The sequence below is a fragment of the Solitalea longa genome (genome assembly GCF_002920915.1).
GTDB classification, from domain to species: Bacteria; Bacteroidota; Bacteroidia; order Sphingobacteriales; family Sphingobacteriaceae; genus Solitalea; species Solitalea longa.
Genome location: NZ_PQVF01000012.1, coordinates 34,660 through 55,324, shown reverse-complemented (window position 1 = coordinate 55,324; position 20,665 = coordinate 34,660). Strand labels below are relative to the sequence as shown.

Annotated in this window: 18 protein-coding genes; 7 read left to right on the top strand and 11 right to left on the bottom strand. The window is 38.4% G+C overall.

Annotation, left to right across the window (positions count from 1 at the left end; translation table 11 throughout):
* Positions 1–128 precede the first annotated feature (128 nt).
* The 4 genes from C3K47_RS15950 to C3K47_RS15935 form a co-directional block, all read right to left on the bottom strand.
* Positions 129–1,253: a TlpA disulfide reductase family protein gene (locus tag C3K47_RS15950; protein ID WP_103790160.1), complete on the bottom strand. Its 1,125-nt coding sequence runs from the start codon at positions 1,251–1,253 to the stop codon at positions 129–131.
* Positions 1,254–1,342: 89 nt separating this feature from the next.
* The gene (gene bshB1 / locus C3K47_RS15945) at positions 1,343–2,068 is read right to left on the bottom strand and encodes a bacillithiol biosynthesis deacetylase BshB1 (protein ID WP_103790159.1); all 726 of its coding nucleotides are present in this window, start codon (positions 2,066–2,068) and stop codon (positions 1,343–1,345) included.
* 78 nt (positions 2,069–2,146) lie between these two features.
* On the bottom strand, positions 2,147–2,641 hold the full coding sequence (locus C3K47_RS15940; RefSeq protein WP_103790158.1) for a glutathione peroxidase: 495 nt from the start codon (positions 2,639–2,641) through the stop codon (positions 2,147–2,149).
* Positions 2,598–3,257, bottom strand: a complete 660-nt coding sequence (locus C3K47_RS15935) for a DUF4294 domain-containing protein (protein WP_103790157.1) — start codon at positions 3,255–3,257, stop codon at positions 2,598–2,600. The genes C3K47_RS15940 and C3K47_RS15935 overlap by 44 nt, the downstream gene beginning before the upstream one ends.
* A gap of 296 nt (positions 3,258–3,553) precedes the next feature.
* Here C3K47_RS15935 and C3K47_RS15930 point away from each other — a divergent pair, with 296 nt between their 5' ends.
* From C3K47_RS15930 to C3K47_RS15915, 4 genes are all read left to right on the top strand, one after another.
* Entirely contained in the window at positions 3,554–5,767 is a 2,214-nt protein-coding gene (locus C3K47_RS15930; protein WP_103790156.1) for a RelA/SpoT family protein, read from the top strand.
* A 118-nt stretch (positions 5,768–5,885) separates the two neighbouring features.
* Positions 5,886–6,371 carry a Fur family transcriptional regulator gene (locus tag C3K47_RS15925; protein ID WP_103790155.1) on the top strand — a complete coding sequence of 162 codons (486 nt, stop codon included), beginning with the start codon at positions 5,886–5,888 and terminating at the stop codon, positions 6,369–6,371.
* Positions 6,372–6,485: 114 nt separating this feature from the next.
* Positions 6,486–7,763 carry an adenylosuccinate synthase gene (locus C3K47_RS15920; RefSeq protein ID WP_103790154.1) on the top strand — a complete coding sequence of 426 codons (1,278 nt, stop codon included), beginning with the start codon at positions 6,486–6,488 and terminating at the stop codon, positions 7,761–7,763.
* A 45-nt stretch (positions 7,764–7,808) separates the two neighbouring features.
* A complete protein-coding gene (locus tag C3K47_RS15915; RefSeq protein ID WP_103790153.1) occupies positions 7,809–9,095 on the top strand; it encodes an anthranilate synthase component I family protein in 1,287 nt (428 codons plus the stop codon).
* A gap of 66 nt (positions 9,096–9,161) precedes the next feature.
* On the opposite strand, the gene C3K47_RS15910 is transcribed toward C3K47_RS15915, so the two are convergent.
* The 4 genes from C3K47_RS15910 to C3K47_RS15895 form a co-directional block, all read right to left on the bottom strand.
* Positions 9,162–9,962, bottom strand: coding sequence for a M48 family metallopeptidase (locus C3K47_RS15910; protein ID WP_103790152.1), 801 nt, complete (start codon positions 9,960–9,962; stop codon positions 9,162–9,164).
* A 6-nt stretch (positions 9,963–9,968) separates the two neighbouring features.
* The gene (gene plsY, locus C3K47_RS15905) at positions 9,969–10,610 is read right to left on the bottom strand and encodes a glycerol-3-phosphate 1-O-acyltransferase PlsY (RefSeq protein ID WP_103790151.1); all 642 of its coding nucleotides are present in this window, start codon (positions 10,608–10,610) and stop codon (positions 9,969–9,971) included.
* A 66-nt stretch (positions 10,611–10,676) separates the two neighbouring features.
* On the bottom strand, positions 10,677–11,519 hold the full coding sequence (gene nadC, locus C3K47_RS15900; RefSeq protein WP_103790150.1) for a carboxylating nicotinate-nucleotide diphosphorylase: 843 nt from the start codon (positions 11,517–11,519) through the stop codon (positions 10,677–10,679).
* Positions 11,520–11,574: 55 nt separating this feature from the next.
* On the bottom strand, positions 11,575–11,967 hold the full coding sequence (locus C3K47_RS15895; RefSeq protein ID WP_165784717.1) for a DUF4783 domain-containing protein: 393 nt from the start codon (positions 11,965–11,967) through the stop codon (positions 11,575–11,577).
* Positions 11,968–12,087: 120 nt separating this feature from the next.
* On the opposite strand from C3K47_RS15895, the gene gpmI reads away from it, so the two are divergent.
* From gpmI to C3K47_RS15880, 3 genes are all read left to right on the top strand, one after another.
* A complete protein-coding gene (gpmI, locus tag C3K47_RS15890; RefSeq protein WP_165784716.1) occupies positions 12,088–13,611 on the top strand; it encodes a 2,3-bisphosphoglycerate-independent phosphoglycerate mutase in 1,524 nt (507 codons plus the stop codon).
* A 230-nt stretch (positions 13,612–13,841) separates the two neighbouring features.
* Positions 13,842–15,443, top strand: a complete 1,602-nt coding sequence (locus C3K47_RS15885) for a DUF6345 domain-containing protein (RefSeq protein ID WP_103790147.1) — start codon at positions 13,842–13,844, stop codon at positions 15,441–15,443.
* 66 nt (positions 15,444–15,509) lie between these two features.
* Positions 15,510–16,049, top strand: a complete 540-nt coding sequence (locus C3K47_RS15880) for a hypothetical protein (RefSeq protein ID WP_103790146.1) — start codon at positions 15,510–15,512, stop codon at positions 16,047–16,049.
* Between the two features lie 114 nt (positions 16,050–16,163).
* On the opposite strand, the gene guaB is transcribed toward C3K47_RS15880, so the two are convergent.
* The 3 genes from guaB to C3K47_RS15865 all read right to left on the bottom strand — a co-directional run bounded on the left by guaB (position 16,164) and on the right by C3K47_RS15865 (position 20,455).
* Complete coding sequence (guaB, locus tag C3K47_RS15875; protein WP_103790145.1) at positions 16,164–17,636, bottom strand: IMP dehydrogenase; 1,473 nt, start codon at positions 17,634–17,636, stop codon at positions 16,164–16,166.
* 272 nt (positions 17,637–17,908) lie between these two features.
* Positions 17,909–19,189 (bottom strand): M16 family metallopeptidase, encoded by a 1,281-nt coding sequence (locus C3K47_RS15870; protein WP_103790144.1) that lies wholly within the window; start codon positions 19,187–19,189, stop codon positions 17,909–17,911.
* A gap of 27 nt (positions 19,190–19,216) precedes the next feature.
* Positions 19,217–20,455: a M16 family metallopeptidase gene (locus C3K47_RS15865; protein ID WP_103790143.1), complete on the bottom strand. Its 1,239-nt coding sequence runs from the start codon at positions 20,453–20,455 to the stop codon at positions 19,217–19,219.
* Positions 20,456–20,665: the final 210 nt, after the last annotated feature.

Below are 20,665 nucleotides of genomic sequence, written 5' to 3'. Positions count from 1 at the left end.
TTATTTGGAATGATTAAAAATAATGAACGCAAATATAAATGCTATTTTTAATTATTCTAAATAAATTTAATTAAAAGTTTAAAGTAATTTTAAGTTGATAAATGAGGGATAATTAATGCTGCAATTATTCATTTAAGCAATGAATTGAGCTTGTTTCGGGTTTTCTCTGTTGCCGTAAACCTTTCGATAATATTGCCTTCGGGACTAATAAGGATCTGTTCAGGTAATGAACGTACATTGTAACTAACCGCCAACTTTCCCTCCTTATCTTTAAAAAATGCGTTCAGGTTTACTCCTTTCAACTGATCAGCCCTGATTGCTTTTACCCATTGATCCAAATCGCTGTCTAATGAAATGTTGATGACCTGAAAATTCTTATCCTTATATTCTTCATTCAATTTATTCAACTGGGCGTTATTGGAGCGACAAGGCTCGCACCAGGAAGACCAAAAATTAAGCAGCACATATTTTCCACGGTAGCCACTTAAATAAACATCTTTTCCATCAACTCCTTTTTTGCTAAAATCCGGCGCTTTGCTTCCTTTATGCATTGTTTTATCAGAGAAAAACTGAGCCGAAAGTTTTTTCCCCCAGCTTGTTTGTTTTACCTCTGCACTCAATGCATAGTAACATTCTTCCACCCTTGCTAAAGGAAAGTGTTCTGCAACAACGTTCCCTGTTAACCAGGCACTTAATAAATCATCAGGGTTTTTTTTTATAAACTGAACAGTTTGTTCAATCAACTTACTATTTGCGGCGCTCAAATCATTCAAAAGCTGAGTTCTGTCATCAGCTTCGGCTGTTTTCAATTGAGTGTTAATAATGCTTATTTTACCATTAATAATTTGGGTTGAATTCTGATAACGTGCATAATCAGCATTGATCTCTCCTCCTTGAACTTGTGCCTTATCAAGCTGGCCATACCTGCCATAGATCTCAATGGTATAACCATTTTCAATAAAAAACCGTAAGGGGGTTTGTTTTTTATAGTTGGATGAATAATAGGCTGATTTAGTTAGCAAATAAGCCATTACGGGCTCTGCAACTACGCTTGAGAACACAAAGTCGCCACCTTGTGTATCAGTCGAATCAATTCTAAGCCCCCTGTTTTTATCATAAAAGAAAAGGTAAGCTTTACTATCTCCAACGCCATCAATATGTCCTTTTATTTTATAGGGATAAATAACTGGTTGCGCGTTGGAAATGAATGAATTTAACAGTAAAATGAGGAAGAGAGAGCGCTTAAAATCCATGTGAATTTCTATAAAATATGCTTTACAGAAATTTACAACATTTTAAGTGATAATTATATAGATGTATGATTCAGGTTTCTTAAGTTGACTTATAAAAGGTTAAACAAATCATTTACACCGAGCATTTTCTCCACTTCAAAACCTTCTCCGTAAGCGGCACCAATAGGTTTTCCCAGTTCCCTTGCCCGGCCTGTTACCGTTTCGAAAAACGCTGGTGTAGAAATATAAGTTTGAGGATCGCTCGATTTGTCATCGGGATTAAAGAATTGGGTTTTGAACGCTTTTAATGAGGCAATTTTTATATCCATTTCAGGCTGACCAAAACCTACTACCAGATCAGGTACGAACAAGCGGTCTTGCATATAGTGAAATACTGTTTTAGGTCTCCATTCATGCTGAATTTCTCCTTTAGTGGAAGTGCTGATCTTTCTCAAACCTGAATAAAAAACAGCATCGCGAACCAATTGCCCACCTCGCCCATGATCAGGATGGCGGTCGGCTAACGCATTTGCCAAAATGATCTCCGGTCGATATTCCCGGATCATTTTAATTATTTCCAATTGATGGGCTTTATCATTAACAAAGAAACCATCTGCAAAACCCAAATTTTCACGAACACTCAAACCTAAAATTGCTGATGAGTCTTTGGCTTCTGCTGCTCTGGTTTCAGCTGTACCGCGAGTACCCAGTTCCCCTCGTGTTAAATCAATTACGCCAACTTTTTTGCCCATCTTCACATGCAAGGCAATAGTGCCTGCACAACATAATTCAGCATCGTCGGGATGCGCAGCGAATACCAGAATATCAAGTTTCATCTGTTAATTAAAGATTTTGATCTAGGTTTTTGATTAAAAATGGTCACAACTTAGAGTTCTTGACCTGAGAGCACTGCCTTATTCAAGCAATGCCTTTATTTTTCTTTTTACTCGTGAATTCAGCGGTTTGGTAACCGGCAGAAAATAATCAACTACGTAACCATTTTTGTCGATAAGGTATTTGTGAAAATTCCATAGCGGTTTAGAATTAACCTTGCCATTTTGTTTCTTTTCTGAAAGAAATTTATAAAATGGATGGGCATTCTCTCCCTTTACATGAATCTTAGAAAACATGGGAAATGAGACTCCATAATTGACCATGCAAAACTCCTGGATCTCATTTTCGGACCGTGGCTCCTGCTCACCAAAATCATTGGAAGGAAACCCTAAGATCTCAAACTCCTGTCCCTTAAACTCTTCATGCAATTGCTCAAGATCGCGCAGTTGGGGCGTTAAACCACATTCAGTAGCGGTATTTACAATTAAAAGCACCTTACCTTTAAATTGCTCCAGCGAAACTTCTTCGCCTTTAATATTTGATACCTTGTGATGATAGATATTTGTAGTATTCATTATACGCTTGCATATAGTCGGGATCACCTACTGATTGAATGATATTTTCAATCTCATAATCTTCTACCGGATCGTAATGTTCTTTCAAACTATTCCCAAAAACACTAGCTATCGATTGCCAGAAGAAAGCGGTTAATCCATTTTTCAAGTCTTTTAATAACACATAACTGGTACGTCCTGTTTCACGATCTATTAATTTTATCAGAATAGCTCCTTGTTTAATGGTCATATTGCGGATGTCGCGTTCAAAGTTCCGCTTTATTTCATCTTCGCATTGCTTAACCATTTGCTTACGTTCGGCATCATTTTTTGCCGCAAGCAACTGGTATTCTAGCTGACGGTAGCGATAACCGGCGTATTTGGCATAAGGCAACACCTTCAATACATCACGTTTAAGCTTGTTATATTTATCGCGCTGACGGTCACTTTTCCAAATACGGTAATCGCTTACCATTACTTCTTTTAACCAAATGTGAGGAATCGTATCGCCCTGATAAACATAGGCCTGCACCACAATAGTATCGTATTTTCCCTTAATCCATTGGTGCTGCGCTTTCACCCCCGAAGCGACAAACAGCAACGCACACAACACCGTTATTTTCAATGGATTTATCATAGCCACAATGTTTGCAAATTTAATGCTAATGCATTCATTACACAATTTTACCTTTCTTAAACGATCAAAAAAGTAACAAGTTCATACAACAAATAAAAATTTTCAATTTTAATTTTATTTAAAAAGAATATTTATACCCTTGGCCTTCGTAACCGAAGGCCGATAAAACCACCAAACTTTAAGAAAAAAACAATAACTTTACGGACCCTAAACAACCTACTCCGTTTATAAAAAGTGCTAACCACACTTATAACGATTAATTTATTTTGCTAACTCCACAACAGGCTGACTGATTTATGAAGGAATTGGTAATAGACCTACAAGCTGAAAAGAACGAGATAATAAAGCGCTACCGGGCGCTTTTGAGAGCCTGCAAGCCCACCATGCAAAAGGGTGATAAACGACTGATCCGAAAAGCATTCGACATGTCGCTTGATAGTCATAAGGATATGCGCCGAAAATCCGGCGAACCTTATATCTATCATCCTATTGCTGTTGCACAAATTTGTGCAGAGGAAATTGGCCTAGGAACTACCTCCATTGTTTGTGCACTACTTCATGATACGGTTGAAGATACTCACTTAACACTTGAAGATATAGAGCGTGAGTTCGGCAAAAAGGTTGCTTCCATCATCGATGGCCTTACCAAAATTTCGGGAGTTTTTGACAATACCAGTTCTATTCAGGCAGAAAATTTCAGGAAGATGCTGCTTACACTGGCCGATGATGTTCGCGTGATCCTGATCAAATTGGCCGACCGCTTGCACAATATGCGTACAATGGAGCATATGCCTCGTGATAAGCAGTTAAAAATTTCTTCTGAAACAATTTATCTATATGCACCGTTGGCCCACCGTTTAGGCTTGTACGCTATAAAATCAGAACTTGAAGATCTGGCGATGAAGTTTACCGAAACGGCCACCTACAAGTTCATTGCCCAACGATTAGCCGAACGAAAAACCGAGCGGAGCAAATACATTAAAGAGTTCATCGAACCTATTCAAAATGCATTACTGGAGCAAGGGTTAACTGCCGAAGTTATGGGCCGCCCAAAATCCATTCATTCTATTTGGAATAAAATGCGAACCAAAGGCGTTCCTTTTGAAGAAGTTTATGACCTGTTTGCCATCCGTGTTATTTTAGATAGTTCTCCAGAATCGGAAAAAGCCGATTGCTGGAAAGCCTACTCGGTCATAACTGATTTATACCTTCCCAACCCCGATCGATTAAAAGACTGGATATCGAGCCCTAAAAGTAACGGCTACGAATCATTGCATACAACCGTTATGGGCCCTAAAGGACGCTGGGTAGAAATTCAGATCCGTACTCAGCGGATGAATGAAATTGCTGAAAAAGGTTTTGCCGCCCATTGGAAATATAAAGAATCTTCAAACGAAAGCGGTTTGGATCAATGGATTAAGAAAGTGAGAGAAACACTGAACAGTCCTGATTCAAATGCACTCGACTTTTTGGATGATTTTAAAATGAACCTTTTTTCGGATGAGATATTTGCATTTACTCCGAAGGGATCGCTTATAAAACTTCCAAACGGAGCCACAGCCCTTGATTTCGCATTTGATATCCATACAGATGTTGGAAGTAAATGTATCGGTGCCAAGGTAAACCACAAATTAGTACCGCTTAGTTACAAAATTCAAAATGGCGACCAGGTTGAAATTCTGACTTCTCAAAAGCAATCTCCAAAAGAAGACTGGCTTAATATCGTTATCACAGCCAAAGCCAAGTCGAAAATAAAATCGCAATTAAAAGAAGAGAAAAGAAGAGTGGCCGAGGATGGTAAGGAAATTTTAGAGCGAAAAATGAAGTCGCTAAAGATTCCTTTCAACCACGACATGTTGCATAAAATTGCCAACCATAATCGCATCCAAAGCATTCAGGATCTTTATTATAAAACAGCGATCGGCAAGTTCGATCAAAATGATTTAAAGGAGTTCCTTGATTCGGAACGAATTCCGGAAAACAAACCGGTTGAAAAGATTGAACCTCAATCGCTCGACAATTATGTTAAAACCATTAAGAAAAAGGTTGACGACACTCTTGTGATCGGCGACGACATGACCAAGCTGGATTATAAGCTAGCACCATGTTGTAATCCTATTCCTGGAGATGACGTTTTTGGCTTTGTAACGGTAAGCGATGGAATTAAGATCCACCGAACCAATTGTCCGAATGCAGTAAAATTAATGTCGAAATTCGGATACCGTATTGTAAAAGCCCGCTGGACCAACCAACAAGAAATTGCATTCTTAGCAGGCATTCGAATTCGGGGAATTGATGATGTGGGAGTAATTAACAATATAACCAAGGTTATTTCAAGCGATTTTAAAGTAAATATTCGTTCGATTACGGTAGATAGTCATGACGGTATTTTTGAGGGTTCAATAATGCTGTATGTTCATGACACTGATCACCTGAACAATCTTATTAAACAATTAAGCGATGCAAAAGGCGTTTTGAGTGCTTACAGATTTGATCATATGCAATCTTAACTGGCTTTGCTTTGTTTAAATATAAAACTGTATTTCAATCTGTTTTAGCGATTTATTAATAAAAAATTGATATAAATCGGATAAATACGATATTTTTGACCTGCTTTTAAAAAGTATTATGCCATCAACAGCTGAAACAACGCAAACCGTTCGCAAGATATTTGAAGGTTATCTAGAAAAAAACAGCCTTCGTAAAACACCGGAGCGATTTGCAATATTAGAAGAGATCTATTCCCGTAATGATCACTTTGATGTGGAGTCATTGTATATCCACATGAAAAACAAAAAATACAGGGTGAGTCGTGCTACAGTTTACAATACCTTGGAACTTTTAGTTTCATGTGACCTGGTGACTAAACATCAGTTCGGAAAAAACATGGCTCAGTTCGAAAAATCGTATGGCTATCGTCAACACGACCATATTATTTGTTTGGATTGCGGTAAGGTTGTTGAGTTTTGTGATCCTCGTGTTCAGCAAATTCAGGCAATGATGGGTGACTTATTAAAATTTGAGATCAAGCATCACTCGTTAAATCTTTATGGCGCCTGTACCCGTTTACGTGATGGCGGCCAGTGTGAATCATACGCAAACAAAACCGCTTGATCTGATTTTCAAAACACTTAAATAAAAACGGCTGATCAGTACCGTACCAAAGTACGTCTGATCGGTTTTCCTATTATATCACAACAGTAACTGTTAATAAATTTTCGTACAACTATGCGCGTAGATGTGTTATTAGGCCTGCAATGGGGCGACGAAGGCAAAGGTAAAATTGTAGACGTGTTGAGCCCTGAATATGATTTGATCGCCCGTTTTCAAGGCGGACCAAATGCCGGCCATACACTGGAGTTTGATGGTAAAAAATATGTTTTAAATACCATCCCTTCGGGAGTTTTCAATCCAAACACCCTAAACCTGATTGGTAATGGCGTGGTAATCGATCCGATTATCATCAAACGCGAAATTGAAAATTTACAAGCTAACGGCTACGACCCGATTAAAACCGGAAAATTAATGATCGCCCGTAAAGCACATTTAATTTTACCTACTCACCAATTGCTTGATGCTGCTTATGAAAGCAATATGGGTGATAAGAAAATCGGTTCTACTTTAAAAGGTATCGGCCCAACTTATACCGATAAAATTGGACGCAAAGGCTTACGCGTTGGCGATACAATGCTGGAAGATTTCGACCAAAAATATCAACGTATAAAAGCTCAACATTTAGGCATTTTAGATCAGTATAAATTTGACTATTCTGATTTAGCAGAACGTGAAGCTAAATTTTTTGATGCATTAGAACTGTTAAAACAAATCCCTCAGGTTGATGTGGAGCATTTGGTAAACAATTACCTGAAATCAGGTAAGAAAGTACTGGCTGAAGGTGCGCAGGGAACAATGTTAGATGTAGACTTTGGTTCATATCCTTATGTAACTTCTTCAAATACTACCACAGCCGGAGCATGTACCGGACTTGGCGTTGCTCCTAACCGTATTGGTGAAGTTATCGGTATTTTCAAAGCCTACTGTACTCGTGTTGGCGGAGGTCCCTTCCCTACTGAGTTAAATAACGAAACTGGCGAAGAATTACGTCGTATCGGTCACGAATTTGGCGCTACTACAGGCCGTGCCCGTCGTACAGGCTGGATTGATCTGCCTGCTCTTAAGTATGCTATCATGTTGAATGGTGCTACTGAATTGGTAATGACAAAAGCGGATGTATTAAGCGGATTTGAAAAGATCTACGTTTGTACGCATTATGATTATAACGGTGAAAGAATTGACTATATGCCGTATGATATCAATACAGTTGAAGCCGTTCCTGTTTTAAAAGAGTTAGATGGATGGCATGAAGACTTAACAGGTATTACTAAGCCTGAGCAAATTCCTGCTAAGCTAAAAGCATATATCGATTATTTGGAGAAAGAACTTGAAGTTCCTATTAAATATTTATCAGTGGGACCTGATCGTGTTCAGACCTTGATTTTGAAGTAATAGTGAGTAAAACTCAAAAAGTTCAATTCATTTATATTTCTGATTTTGTTTAAAACCGAAAACATAAATCTATTCAAAGAGAAAGCCCTTTATTGGGCTTCTTCTTTTAATGCCTGTTGCTATCTCGATTCGAATAACTATAAAGATGCTTATGGCTCGTACGACTGCATAATTGCTGCCGGTAGTAAAGAAGACCTGACTGCCGGTACTGAACCTTATTTCACGACACTTAAAAAGTTTCATCAGTCACACCCTCAATGGTTATTTGGATTCTTTTCATACGATTTAAAAAATCAACTTGAAGACCTCCGGTCGGAAAATCCAGACCACCTGAATTTTCCTTTAGCTTATTTTTTTGCGCCTACATTTATCATACGGATAAAAGGAAATTCAGTTGAGTTCATTTCAAACGACAATACAATTTCGGAAGAAAAGCTTTGGCAAACGATCAATAACATTGAAAGTAAACCATTAACTACCTTTTCAAACTCCTCAATAACCCCACGAATAAATAAGCAAACTTATTTGGCTAAAGTGGAGAAAATTAAGGAGCACATTTTAAGAGGAGATATCTACGAGCTTAATTTTTGCCAGGAATTTTATGCCGAAGAGGCAAGTATTGATCCGATCGATACTTGGATGAAATTGAACAAAAGGTCTCCGATGCCATTCTCTTCATTCTTCAAATTGAATCAAAAGTTTATACTCTGTGCCTCCCCCGAACGTTTTTTGGTCAAAAAAGAGCAAAAGATCTATTCTCAGCCAATTAAAGGCACGGCCCCAACCAGTAACAACCCTGAGGAAAATGAGAGGCTTAAAACAGCTTTAAAGAATGATCTAAAAGAACAGGCCGAAAATGTTATGATTGTTGATTTAGTTAGAAATGACCTTACACGTTGTGCCGAACCTGCTTCAGTAAAAGTGGATGAGCTCTTTGGAATCTATTCCTTTAAACAGGTGCATCAAATGATCTCAACGGTTTCAGCTACACTAAATCACAAACTCCATTTTACCGATGCTATAAAATATTGCTTCCCAATGGGCTCAATGACCGGCGCTCCGAAGATACGGGCGATGGAAATTATTGAAGACTTGGAAGAAAGTAATCGAGGAGTATATTCAGGAGCCTTAGGCTATATTACTCCTTTCGGTAATTTTGATTTTAACGTAGTGATCCGTAGTATACTCTATGATCAGCAAAGCAAGTATTTGTCTTTTCAGGTGGGTGGTGCAATTACTTATCAATCTGTCGCCGAAAAAGAATACAACGAATGCCTGTTAAAAGCTAAAGCCATTTTAGAAACATTAGGGGTTTCACTTTATTCTGAATAGAAATAAAATAAAAGGCCTGAAATGTACATTTCAGGCCTTTTATTTTATTTAATATTGTTAATCCTTTTACTTCTTCTTATAATATTCCAAAGCTTCTGGAAGATATTTCTGAATACCGGCAATACGAGTTTCGTCGCTAGGGTGTGTGCTTAACCACTCAGGTGGTTTTTGCTGACCCTGAGATGAAGTTGACATCCGTTGCCAGAAATCAATTGCTTTATTAGGGTCATAACCAGCAATAGCCATAAAGGTAAGTCCCAAACGGTCAGCTTCCGACTCCTGATTTCGGCCATATTTCAACATAACAATCGGAGCCCCTACACCATACAATTGATTAAATACAGACTGGTATTGGGCATTTTTAGAAGTTGCCGCTGATCCGATTGCAGCTCCGTATTCCATAGCCATTTGTTGCGACATACGTTCTGCACCATGACGGGCAATCGCATGCGCTATTTCATGGCCCATAACGGTTGCTAAACCGGCTTCGTCTTTAGCTACCGGCAAAATACCAGTATAAACTACAATTTTACCTCCCGGCATACACCAGGCATTAAGCTCTTTGCTTTCTACCAGGTTTACCTCCCATTTGTAGTCTTTTATCTGATCACCATATCCTTTTTGATTCATAAAGGTTTTAACCGCCTCAATCAAGTTATTTCCAACCTTTTTAACATAAGCAGCATCTTTATTGGTTGATGATACTACCTTGTTTTCTTTCAGGAAATCAGTATAGCTGGATTGAGCCAATGAAAGCATTTGACCTTCATCAACAAGACTTAACTGACTTCTGCCTGTCAACGGAACTTGTGAACAGGCTTCCAATAGGGCAATAGCCACTACAAGAGCGATAACTTTTAACTTCATAGTAAATTAATTCTGTACTTTTTTCTTAAACAGGTAAGATTTACTTTCTTTTCCCTTCAATAATCGTTCAATATTTTTTTGGTGAGTTACCAAAACTAATACCGCCACACAAACACCGAACAAAATTACGGACTTATTGCCAACATGAAAAGCAAAAATCATTAAAACAGGATAGGAGAAACTGGCAATCATAGAGCCTAATGACACATAATGGCTAAAAATTAGTATCACCAGGAAAATAACGCAACAACATAATGCGGCTTGCAAATGGATAGCCAACACCATTCCGAAGAGTGTGGCAATTCCCTTACCACCTCTAAAACCGGCAAATACAGGAAAGATATGCCCTACAATGGCAATAATGCCTAAAGAAAGCTGAAAATTGGCAAACTGAATGGATTCAGGGGGATAGTTTGAAAACCAATGCGCAAGATAGCACGCCAACCAACCTTTAAAAACGTCGATTAACATCACCGGAATTCCCGCTTTTTTGCCGAGAATCCGAAAGGTGTTAGTGGTTCCCGCGTTTCCGCTACCATACTCACGAACATCAATCCCATAAAAAATCTTGCCTATCCAAACAGCAGTAGGAATAGAACCAAGTAAATAGGCTAAAAAGAGAGCAATTAACGATTGAGTTGATATCATCAGAATCGTTTTCTATTCAAAAACTTTATTAAAAATATTCAAAAACGTTGAGAGCGACAATTTGAACTACATTGCCTTAAGGCTCATATCAAGACTTTTCACCGAATGAGTTAAGGCTCCCATAGATATATAATTTACTCCACAAAGAGCATAATCATGCGCATTTTCAAGCGTTATTCCTCCCGAAGCTTCCGTAACAAACTGACCATTAATCAATTTAACGGCTTGTCGCAGATTTTCGAAACTGAAATTATCAAGCATAATCCTGTCAATTCCACCAACATCGATCACCTGTTTAACCTCGTCTAAATTACGTGTTTCAATTTCAATTTGAAGATTTTTTCCCGTTTGTTTCAGATAATTATGCGCGTTAACGATCGCGTTTTTAATCCCTCCGGCGTAATCAACATGATTATCTTTAATGAGGATCATATCATATAATCCAAAGCGATGATTAACACCGCCCCCAATTAGAACCGCCCATTTCTCCAGAAAACGAATTCCGGGTGTGGTTTTACGGGTATCCAACACTTTCGTTGAAGTTCCTTCAAGCTGCTTAACAACCAAATTGGTTACAGTTGCAATACCACTCATCCGTTGCATGGTGTTTAAAACCAAACGCTCTGCTTTTAAAATTGAATGCACACTTCCGAAAACAGTTAGCGCAACATCGCCAACTTTAACTAAAGTTCCGTCAATAATAAAAATTTCGAGCTTAAGTTCAGGATCAACCGTAGCAAAAATATCTTTCGCCAGATCTACCCCAGCTAAAATTCCATTTTCTTTTATAAGTAAGCGGGCTTTTCCTTGGGTTCCCTGCGGAATACTTGAAAGGGAAGTATGGTCACCATCTCCAACATCTTCAGCCAATGAACTAATAATAAACTGTTTAACAAGTTCTTTTTCCAAAACGTCACAATTTAATGCGGCAAGATAAAAAAATGTTGGCAAAACTGAGGAAAACTCATTTATCTGACTCTACTCTGAGCTCGTTAATGAGGGTGTTGGTACCGGTCTGTTTCATATAAAAAAACAGACGATATGTACTGGATGAGGTACGGTAAGAACAGATTGCATATTGCATACCTTCGGGTGAGGAACCGGTATGTTTAAGCTTTACCTGAACGGGGGGATATTTAACAAAAAAACTTCTCAATATCATTTCCGACTGTGTTTTGCTATACACATTTTCATCATCTAAAATGGAAAGAATTACTGAGGAATTGAGGTATTTAGAGATTTCTTTGGTGTTGGCCGTTTCAATCGATTTAGTGATCACTTCAATGGTATCATCCTGGTGTTTTCCTCCCGGAAGGGCAAAAAATATTAATGATACTATTAAAAGTATTTTACTCACGATCTTATTAAATTATTTTTTCAAGCCCTTTTAATACACAAATAGTGCCAAATTGCGTTAAAACAGAGAGTTTTCTTTAATTTTTAGAGACTTTTATTGTTAAAAAAATATATTTGTATTGTGGAAAATAGTAAAAAAATTGCCCTCATCATCCTGGATGGATGGGGCTACGGTCGCCAGGATGACTCAAATGCCATCTACAAAGCAAACACTCCTTTTTTTGATGAAATCGTAAATAAGTATCCGAACTCAAAACTCGAAGCTTCAGGTGAAGCGGTTGGATTACCTGAGGGGCAGATGGGCAACTCGGAAGTTGGCCATATGAACTTAGGAGCCGGACGAGTTGTTTATCAGGAACTTGTACGCATCAATAAAGCAGTTCGAGAGCGCGAAATTGACAAAAATCCCGTTTTAGTTGATGCTTTCAATTATGCTAAAAAAGAGAACAAAAGTGTTCATTTTATAGGATTAGTATCAGATGGGGGCGTACACTCACATATCAACCATTTAAAAGGATTGTTATCAGCTGCAGCTGAGCAGCAGTTGCCGAATGTATTTGTTCATGCCTTTTTAGATGGAAGAGATACCGATCCGAAAAGCGGCTTAGGCTTTATGAAAGAACTTGAGCAGCATATTTCCCAAAGTACAGGAGTTGTGGCATCGGCAGTGGGGCGTTACTATGCAATGGACAGAGATAATCGCTGGGAGCGTGTTAAACTTGCTTACGATGTAATGGTTAAGGGTGCAGGCAAAGCGGTAAACAATATTGAACAAGCCATTGAACATTCGTATGCCGAAGATGTTACGGATGAATTCCTAAAACCTGTTGTTAAAGTTGATGCCAATGGACAGCCGGTAGCTACCATAAAAGAAGGTGATGTAGTTATTTGCTTTAATTTCCGTACCGATCGTGGCCGCGAAATTACCAAAGCACTTACGCAGGAAGATTTCCCTGAACAAGACATGAAAAAGCTTAAGCTATTTTATGTGACCATGACTACTTATGACGAGACCTTTAATGATGTTAAAGTGATCTTTACTAAGGATGACCTGGCAATGACTTTAGGAGAGGTACTTCAAAATGCTGGTAAAACCCAAATTCGCATTGCTGAAACCGAGAAATATCCTCACGTTACATTCTTCTTCTCAGGAGGCCGTGAGGCTCCATTTGAAGGTGAAAAACGCTTATTATGCCCTTCGCCTAAAGTGGCCACTTACGATTTGAAACCTGAGATGAGCGCCTTTGATATCAGGGATGCAATTTTGCCGGAGTTACAAAGTAAATGGCCAGATTTTATTTGCTTAAACTTTGCCAATACCGATATGGTTGGCCATACAGGTGTTTTCAGTGCCGCAATTAAAGCTGCTGAAACCGTAGACAGTTGTCTTAAATCAGTAGTGGAAACAGGTATCGAAAACGGCTATTCATTCATCATCATTGCCGACCATGGAAATGCCGATTATATGATCAATGATGATGGAACTCCGAATACGGCACATACAACTAACCTGGTGCCATGCATTGTAATAGACAAGGATGTTACTTCGGTTAAAAATGGTAAACTTGGTGATATTGCTCCTACCATTTTAAAAATGATGAATATTCAAAAGTCAGCAGAAATGACTGGCTTTGAATTGGTATAAGTACATTAATTCTTTTTTAAAAACAGGTTATCAAAATAGATTGATAACCTGTTTTTTTTTGACCCTAACTGAATGAGTATAACTACTCATTTTGTAAAGCAGTATTGCAGAAAAGAATATTAAACAATAACTTCATCATAACAATCTGACCATCAGGTCATTACTAAAAATCTACCCATGATTCTATTTACCTGAAAAACACTCTTAATAATCAATTAAATCCTACACTTATGAAATTCAAAAGATTAATCAAAGCGAATCCTTTTCAAAAAGTAACTACTCAAAAAGGATTAAAAGCTATAGTAGCTGGCAGTGCTGATTACTATGGCGCCAACAGTCTTGAAACCTTTTCAAATGTAAGTGGACTTACTTACACGCATGAGGATGCTCAAGGTTTTTTGGACTATCCAACCTCTTTTCAACCTGCCAATTTTTGGTTCAAAGATTCGGGGGTAAGAGTTTGGGAGTATGAAGAAACTTATGACAATTGGCAAGACACTTATGGAATGGACTCTGTAATGGTATTTTACCATTCAGGCCATGGAGGAATGGATGGCAATGGAGTATTCCAATTACCATTAGGTGGACTGTGGGACAACAGAGATTGGGCATTTTCCAATAGGATGGCCTTTGCTAATGAGGAACTTCGTTACTTATTCTGGTCAACTTGTTTTTCATTAAGAGTTTCAGGACCTGACAATCCCGTGAGAACCTGGTGGTCTCCAAACCAGGGAGGACTGCGAATGCTCTTTGGATATGAAACCACTAGTATTGATGCCCCTGAGTATGGTCAATATTTTTGGGATGGATGGAAGCAAGGTAAAACTTTTGCCCGGGCATTTTTAGATGCCAGCTGGCGAATTAGTCATAACCAAGTACCAGTTGTAATGGCTGCCGGAGCAAATGCTTCGGAAGCGATCAATCGGTTAAATACAGAGCGGTACTTCTCAAGAACTCCTGTAACTAAGGGTTGGTATCAATGGCAATGGATAGGGACCTTACCTACCAGGTCATTAACATCCGAGTTAAAACTACCCAAGGAAAAAAAGGCCATAATTATTGACCGAGAACTTTTTAATGATGAGCGGATCGCAAAAATCGCTAACCAAATCGGTGTTCCAAAAACAAAAGCACAACTTATTCAATTTGATGAAAAAGGCAATAAACTTATAGATTCAAAGGATATTAAACTTCATGTAAATAATGAGGGTGCTTTAAATATTCATTTTGGCAAAGCAAACTTAAATAATCAGGAATTGATAAATGAAAAAAAGGCAATAAGTATTGCCGAACGGGCAATTGGCGATTTAGGTTTCAATGGTGAAATAGAATTAAAACTAGGTAACACTCGCCATGTTCTTACCTCTGGTGGCACTTTAAATGGCAGCGGAACAATGGAAAAAGCTTCTGCAATAGAAACCATTATTCAGTTCAGACAATGCCATAAAGGAGTTGAAAGCGTTAACTCTGATCATGGTTTGATTGCTATTAGCATTGATAATGATGGTAAAATCACAAATATTTACAATACATGTAAAAAAATTATCGGTGAAACAGATAAACCACGTTCAATAATCGATGCTCCTCCTGCAAATGGAAAAACTTCAGAGATAAAAACCGAACAAAAATTCAATGAATCAGTAAAACGGATTGTAAACCGGAGCTCTTCAAATGGAATTCCATCATCAGCAAATTATCGCGTTCTTCGTGAAAAAATTGGTTATGACTTTTCAGGAAGCCTTGGATTAGTGGTTCACCAAAAAGATGTGGAGGTTGATTTAGATAGCAATTTTAGTAAACGTTATAAAATAAGAGTACCTGTTATGGGGTAATAGCTCATTTTTAAACATTTTAAAGCGGTTGACGAAATTTCGTCAACCGCTTCTTATTTTTATTGCATGAATAAACTTTCTTTTTCCTTTTTAGTAGTACTTCTATCTGCTGTTTCTTGTATAAACTCACCGAAACATCAAAATACCGCTAATAGCCCTTACTTTAATATCAAGGCCTATTTTGAAAGCGAAGTGAATCGCCTGAACATTGAACATCCGAAGATCAGCAAAACTGTAAATAGCAACGGAAAAACTGAATCTAAAGTTATTCAGGATACGATTTGGCGATCAGAACTGAGTGTCTTTATTAATTCGAATATTAACAAACCTGCATGGAATAAAAGTTACCTGGTGAATAAATCCGACACTTCTGAAGTTTACAAAGCCATTGATACCACCTTAAAAACCCGTGAAATAAGCATTATAAAACATCCTGATGGAACTATTAAATCCATTTCAATTTTAAACACTACTGACAATGAGCTTTATGAGTTAGTGGAAAAATTAGAATATATTCCGAATAAATTTTATAAAATCGAAAGAAAGCAACAATCGAAGTTATTAAAGGAAAGCAGTTTTGTGGTAGAGGGAAAGTTTCTCAACTAATAAAGACTTAGGCGGAGGAGTTGCACGAAGTTCCCTGTGATTAATTGATTGTTAAAATAAACCACAGAGTTCACATTTGCGATCGCTGTGTAACTCTGTGGTTTTTAAAACTCTTTATTTAGTAGAATAATTTGGAGCTTCTTTAGTGATAGTAATATCGTGCGGGTGGCTTTCGCGCATACCTGCAGCGGTAATACGTACAAATTTAGCTTCCTGCAGATCTTCAATTGTACGAGCACCGCAGTAACCCATACCGGCTTTTAATCCACCGATATACTGATACATCACCTCAGCCAATGTGCCTTTATAAGGAACACGACCCACAATACCTTCAGGTACTAATTTTTTGATATCATCTTCAACATCCTGAAAATAGCGGTCTTTTGAACCTTGCTCCATTGCTTCAACAGAACCCATTCCACGATATGATTTAAACTTACGACCTTCAAAAATGATGGTTTCACCTGGTGATTCTTCAACTCCTGCAAATAACGAACCCGCCATAATTGAACTCGCTCCCGCAGCAATTGCCTTAACAATATCACCAGTTTGCTTAATACCGCCATCGGCAATAACAGGAACACCTGTACCTTTTAAGGCTTTAGCTACCTCAAAAACAGCCGTTAACTGTGGTACTCCAACACCGGCAATAATACGTGTGGTACAAATTGAACCAGGCCCGATACCTACTTTAACACCGTCAACACCAGCATCTTTAAGAGCTAAAGCAGCTTCAGCTGTAGCAATGTTACCAGCAATTACTTCTAGTTTAGGGAAAGTGGTTTTCACTTTTTTCACCATCTCAATAACTCCTTTGGAATGGCCGTGAGCTGTATCTACTGTAATTACATCAACACCAGCGTTAACTAATGCAGTAACACGTTCAATAGTGTCGGCAGTTACACCTACAGCAGCACCAACACGTAAGCGACCATGTTCGTCTTTACATGCAATTGGATAAGCTTTGAACTTTTGGATATCCTTAAAGGTAATTAAACCAGCAAGCGTACCATCGGCTTTAACTACCGGTAATTTTTCAATTTTATGTTTTTGTAGGATTTCTTCTGCTTTCATCAAATCTGTTCCTTCCGGAGCAGTAATAAGATTTTGTGTAGTCATTACTTCACTAACCGGCAGAGAAACATCTTTCTGGAAACGCAGATCGCGATTGGTTAAAATGCCAAGCAGTTTATTGTTGCCATTGATAATTGGAATACCACCGATCTTGTTCTCTTTCATTAAACGTAAAGCATCACTCAATTTAGCATCTACAGTTAAGGTAACAGGATCCTGAATCATACCACTTTCTGAACGTTTTACTTTACGAACAGCAGCAGCTTGCTTTTCAATGCTCATGTTTTTGTGGATCATACCTAAACCACCCGCTTGAGCAATGGCAATAGCCAACTCAGCATCGGTAACGGTATCCATCGCAGCAGAGATGATTGGAACGTTGATCTTAATGTTTCTTGTTAGATTAGATTGGGTGTTAACTTCACGTGGTAAAACTTCTGAGTACGCTGGAATCAGCAACACGTCATCGTAAGTAAGGCCGTCGAGAACAAATTTTGATGGGTCTAAATGCATGGCAAATAATTTTAGGAGTTATTATTTGCCGGGCAAAGGTAAAGAAAATTTCCGGTATGCGAAACCCTTAATTAAAGATTCTTTGCATTTGGTTCTTTTATGACGAAATAATGGCCGTGTTCAGCATGCAATACATAGTCGGCAGTAGGTTGTCAGTCTGCAGTCGACAGTCCCCAGTATTATCTGTTTATCTCATCTTACAAACTTGAGACAAAGTACTAGGGACTGTGGACCGGCGACTGAGAACTGTTGACTGCTTACTGTCGACTGGTTTACTTCTTACCTACCACAACTTCCAGAAAATCATCGGCAAGGTATTTATTGGCTAATTCTTGCAGATGCTGCGGTGTTACCGTTTTAACTGTTTCGAAGAAATTATCGTAATAATCGTAATCGAGGCCATAGAATAAAATGCCCTTGAACTTATCGGCATGCGAAAAGGCATTTTCCAAACTTCCTAGGAAAGAGCCAAGCATATAATTTCGAACAAGGCTCAGTTCTTCTTCAGGAATAGGATTATTCTTTAATATATCAATCTCTTTATAGATTTCGGTTAAGGCATTGGAACAAACATCTGCTCCAACCTCCGTGGCCACAAAGAAATATCCGGCATCTTTAAGTGAAACGATAGCCGAACCAATTCCATAAGTGTACCCCTTATCTTCCCTGATATTCGACATCAAACGCGAACCAAAATATCCACCAAAAACGGTATTCAATACCTGCATCGATTGGAAATCAGGATGGGTTTTATTAAACAATGGCTTCCCCAGGCGAATAGCCGATTGCAACGCATCCGGCCGTTCTACAAGGTGCTTAGCCGTTGATGAAGGTTTAAGAAGAGGTTGATCAACTTTTAATAATTCTTCTGAAAGCCAGTCTTCGTTACCAAATAGTTCGGTAATCAGTTGACGTTCTTCGGCCTTTACTTTCCCTGAAACAATGATAGTGCAGTTATTTGCTGTATACTGTTTGCGGCGCACCCCCAGTAATTGTTCGCGGCTTAATTTATCGTAATCCTCAGCCTGAACATTATATCCATAGTAAGAGTGATCTCCGAAAAGAACCTGGTTGAACTTTTTACGTGCCAGGAAATCATTTTTTTGTTGATTGACTTGTAATTTTTGCTTGCTGTTTTGAACATAGGTGGCAAGCTCCTGTTCGGGAAAACAAGCTTCGGTAATGATCTCCTTTATAATTGGAAGGGTACTTTTCAAGTGCTTGTTTAAGCTGTAAAGCGTAACGCTTGAATGGTCGAAGCCGGCCTCATGCTGAAAGAAAGCACCATAAAAATCAATTTTATCAGCTAACTGAGAGGCTGTATAATGAGGGGTTCCCTCATTTAACATCGAATTGGTGGCTCCAATTACCAAAGGTTGATCAATGCTCCACTGGGTATTCGAAAAAATAAATTCCACCCGTACTAAATCCGCTTCAGAAGCATCAATAAAATATAAGCTGATACCGTTTTTCAGCTTATCAACTTCGGGTTTAATAAGTTTTATGTTTGAAATAGCCTTAAACTGCGGCTCTGATTTTCTATCTAATATCATTTTACTCAATGATGGTTTTAGGTACTATTAATTCTGACTTAAATAATATAAGGTAGAACAATTGCTGCTGCTAAAAATTTTATTGGCCTGTTCCTGAATTTGAGAAGCTGTAACTGCCTGGTATTTCTCTCTTTCGAAATTATAGTTATTGGCATCACCCAACAGTTCAAAATAAGCGAGGTTCATGGCCCTGTCGAGCAGATTTAGTTCAGAGAACACCATGGTTGATTCAATCTTATTTTTCACCTTGGTTAATTCATCAGCTTGAAGTTGTTCATTTTTTAACCGGTTCAATTCCGATTCTATAGCAGCTTCGGCCTGTTCCATTTCAACGCCATTCACCAATTTACCTTCAACAATAAACAGGCCCGGGTCCATATCACCTGAAACATAAGCATTAATTTCGCTAAACAACTGTTGCTCCTTTACTAATGACCGATATAAACGGGAAGAATCACCACGTGAAAGTAAATCGGAGATCAAGTCGGTGGCATAAAATTCCTTTTGATTGCGGTCGCCAATATGAAAGGCCTTGTAAATAGCATTAAGTGGAACTTTTGCTTGTATAGTTTGTGTGCGAGCCTCGGTTTGCAACTGTTCTTGAGGCAGATTGCGATCGTATTTTTGTCCGGAAGGAATGGGCCCAAACCATTTTTCGGCCAATTGCTTCACCTCCTCAAGTTTCACTTTTCCGGCAACAACCAAAATAGCGTTTTGAGGGTTATAATGCTTGGCAAAAAAGTCTTTTACATCTTCCAGAGTAGCATTTTCGATATGAGACAATTCCTTGCCTATTGTTGCCCATTTATAGGGATGGGTTTTAAATGCCAATGGGCGAAGATTCAGCCAAACATCACCATAAGGCTGGTTCAGGTAACGCTGTTTAAACTCTTCGCACACTACATTGCGTTGCACTTCCAGGCTTTTTTCGGAAAAGGCAAGGCTAAGCATACGGTCCGATTCCAACCAAAAAGCAGTTTCAAGATTTACCGCCGGAACCTGGATATAATAGTTTGTTATGTCGTTAGTAGTAAATGCATTATTCTCACCTCCTACCCTTTGCAAAGGCTCATCATAAGACGGAATATTAATAGAACCGCCAAACATAAGGTGCTCAAACAAATGGGCAAAGCCTGTTTTATGCTCATCCTCATCACGCGCACCCACATCATAAAGCACATTTAAAACAGCCATTGGAGTTGCCGGATCTTCATGTACCAACACACGCAGTCCGTTATCTAAAGTAAATCGTTCGAAATTTATCATCAGGATTTTGTTAAACCGGGGTGACAAAAATAAATAAGTTAATCGATAATCAATAATAGTCAACTAGAAGAGCAAAGTGTTCACTGCTAATTGCACCTGCTTTTCTAATTGATAACGATTGTCAATTTAAAAATATGATATTTAACAGACGCAATATTCTGCATTCATTCATTCAATCATTCTTTCATTAGTAAGCTAAGGTTTATATTT

Bases quoted from the DNA above. Each gene is read 5' to 3' on its own strand.
- C3K47_RS15870 (WP_103790144.1), bottom strand. From the start codon at position 19,189: ATGATATTAGATAGAAAATCAGAGCCGCAGTTTAAGGCTATTTCAAAC.
- guaB (WP_103790145.1), bottom strand. From the start codon at position 17,636: ATGCATTTAGACCCATCAAAATTTGTTCTCGACGGCCTTACTTACGAT.
- plsY (WP_103790151.1), bottom strand. From the start codon at position 10,610: ATGATATCAACTCAATCGTTAATTGCTCTCTTTTTAGCCTATTTACTT.
- C3K47_RS15920 (WP_103790154.1), top strand. From the start codon at position 6,486: ATGCGCGTAGATGTGTTATTAGGCCTGCAATGGGGCGACGAAGGCAAA.
- C3K47_RS15940 (WP_103790158.1), bottom strand. From the start codon at position 2,641: ATGAATACTACAAATATCTATCATCACAAGGTATCAAATATTAAAGGC.
- C3K47_RS15950 (WP_103790160.1), bottom strand. From the start codon at position 1,253: ATGGATTTTAAGCGCTCTCTCTTCCTCATTTTACTGTTAAATTCATTC.
- C3K47_RS15930 (WP_103790156.1), top strand. From the start codon at position 3,554: ATGAAGGAATTGGTAATAGACCTACAAGCTGAAAAGAACGAGATAATA.
- C3K47_RS15925 (WP_103790155.1), top strand. From the start codon at position 5,886: ATGCCATCAACAGCTGAAACAACGCAAACCGTTCGCAAGATATTTGAA.
- C3K47_RS15880 (WP_103790146.1), top strand. From the start codon at position 15,510: ATGAATAAACTTTCTTTTTCCTTTTTAGTAGTACTTCTATCTGCTGTT.
- C3K47_RS15910 (WP_103790152.1), bottom strand. From the start codon at position 9,962: ATGAAGTTAAAAGTTATCGCTCTTGTAGTGGCTATTGCCCTATTGGAA.
- C3K47_RS15885 (WP_103790147.1), top strand. From the start codon at position 13,842: ATGAAATTCAAAAGATTAATCAAAGCGAATCCTTTTCAAAAAGTAACT.
- C3K47_RS15935 (WP_103790157.1), bottom strand. From the start codon at position 3,257: ATGATAAATCCATTGAAAATAACGGTGTTGTGTGCGTTGCTGTTTGTC.
- C3K47_RS15865 (WP_103790143.1), bottom strand. From the start codon at position 20,455: ATGATAAATTTCGAACGATTTACTTTAGATAACGGACTGCGTGTGTTG.
- bshB1 (WP_103790159.1), bottom strand. From the start codon at position 2,068: ATGAAACTTGATATTCTGGTATTCGCTGCGCATCCCGACGATGCTGAA.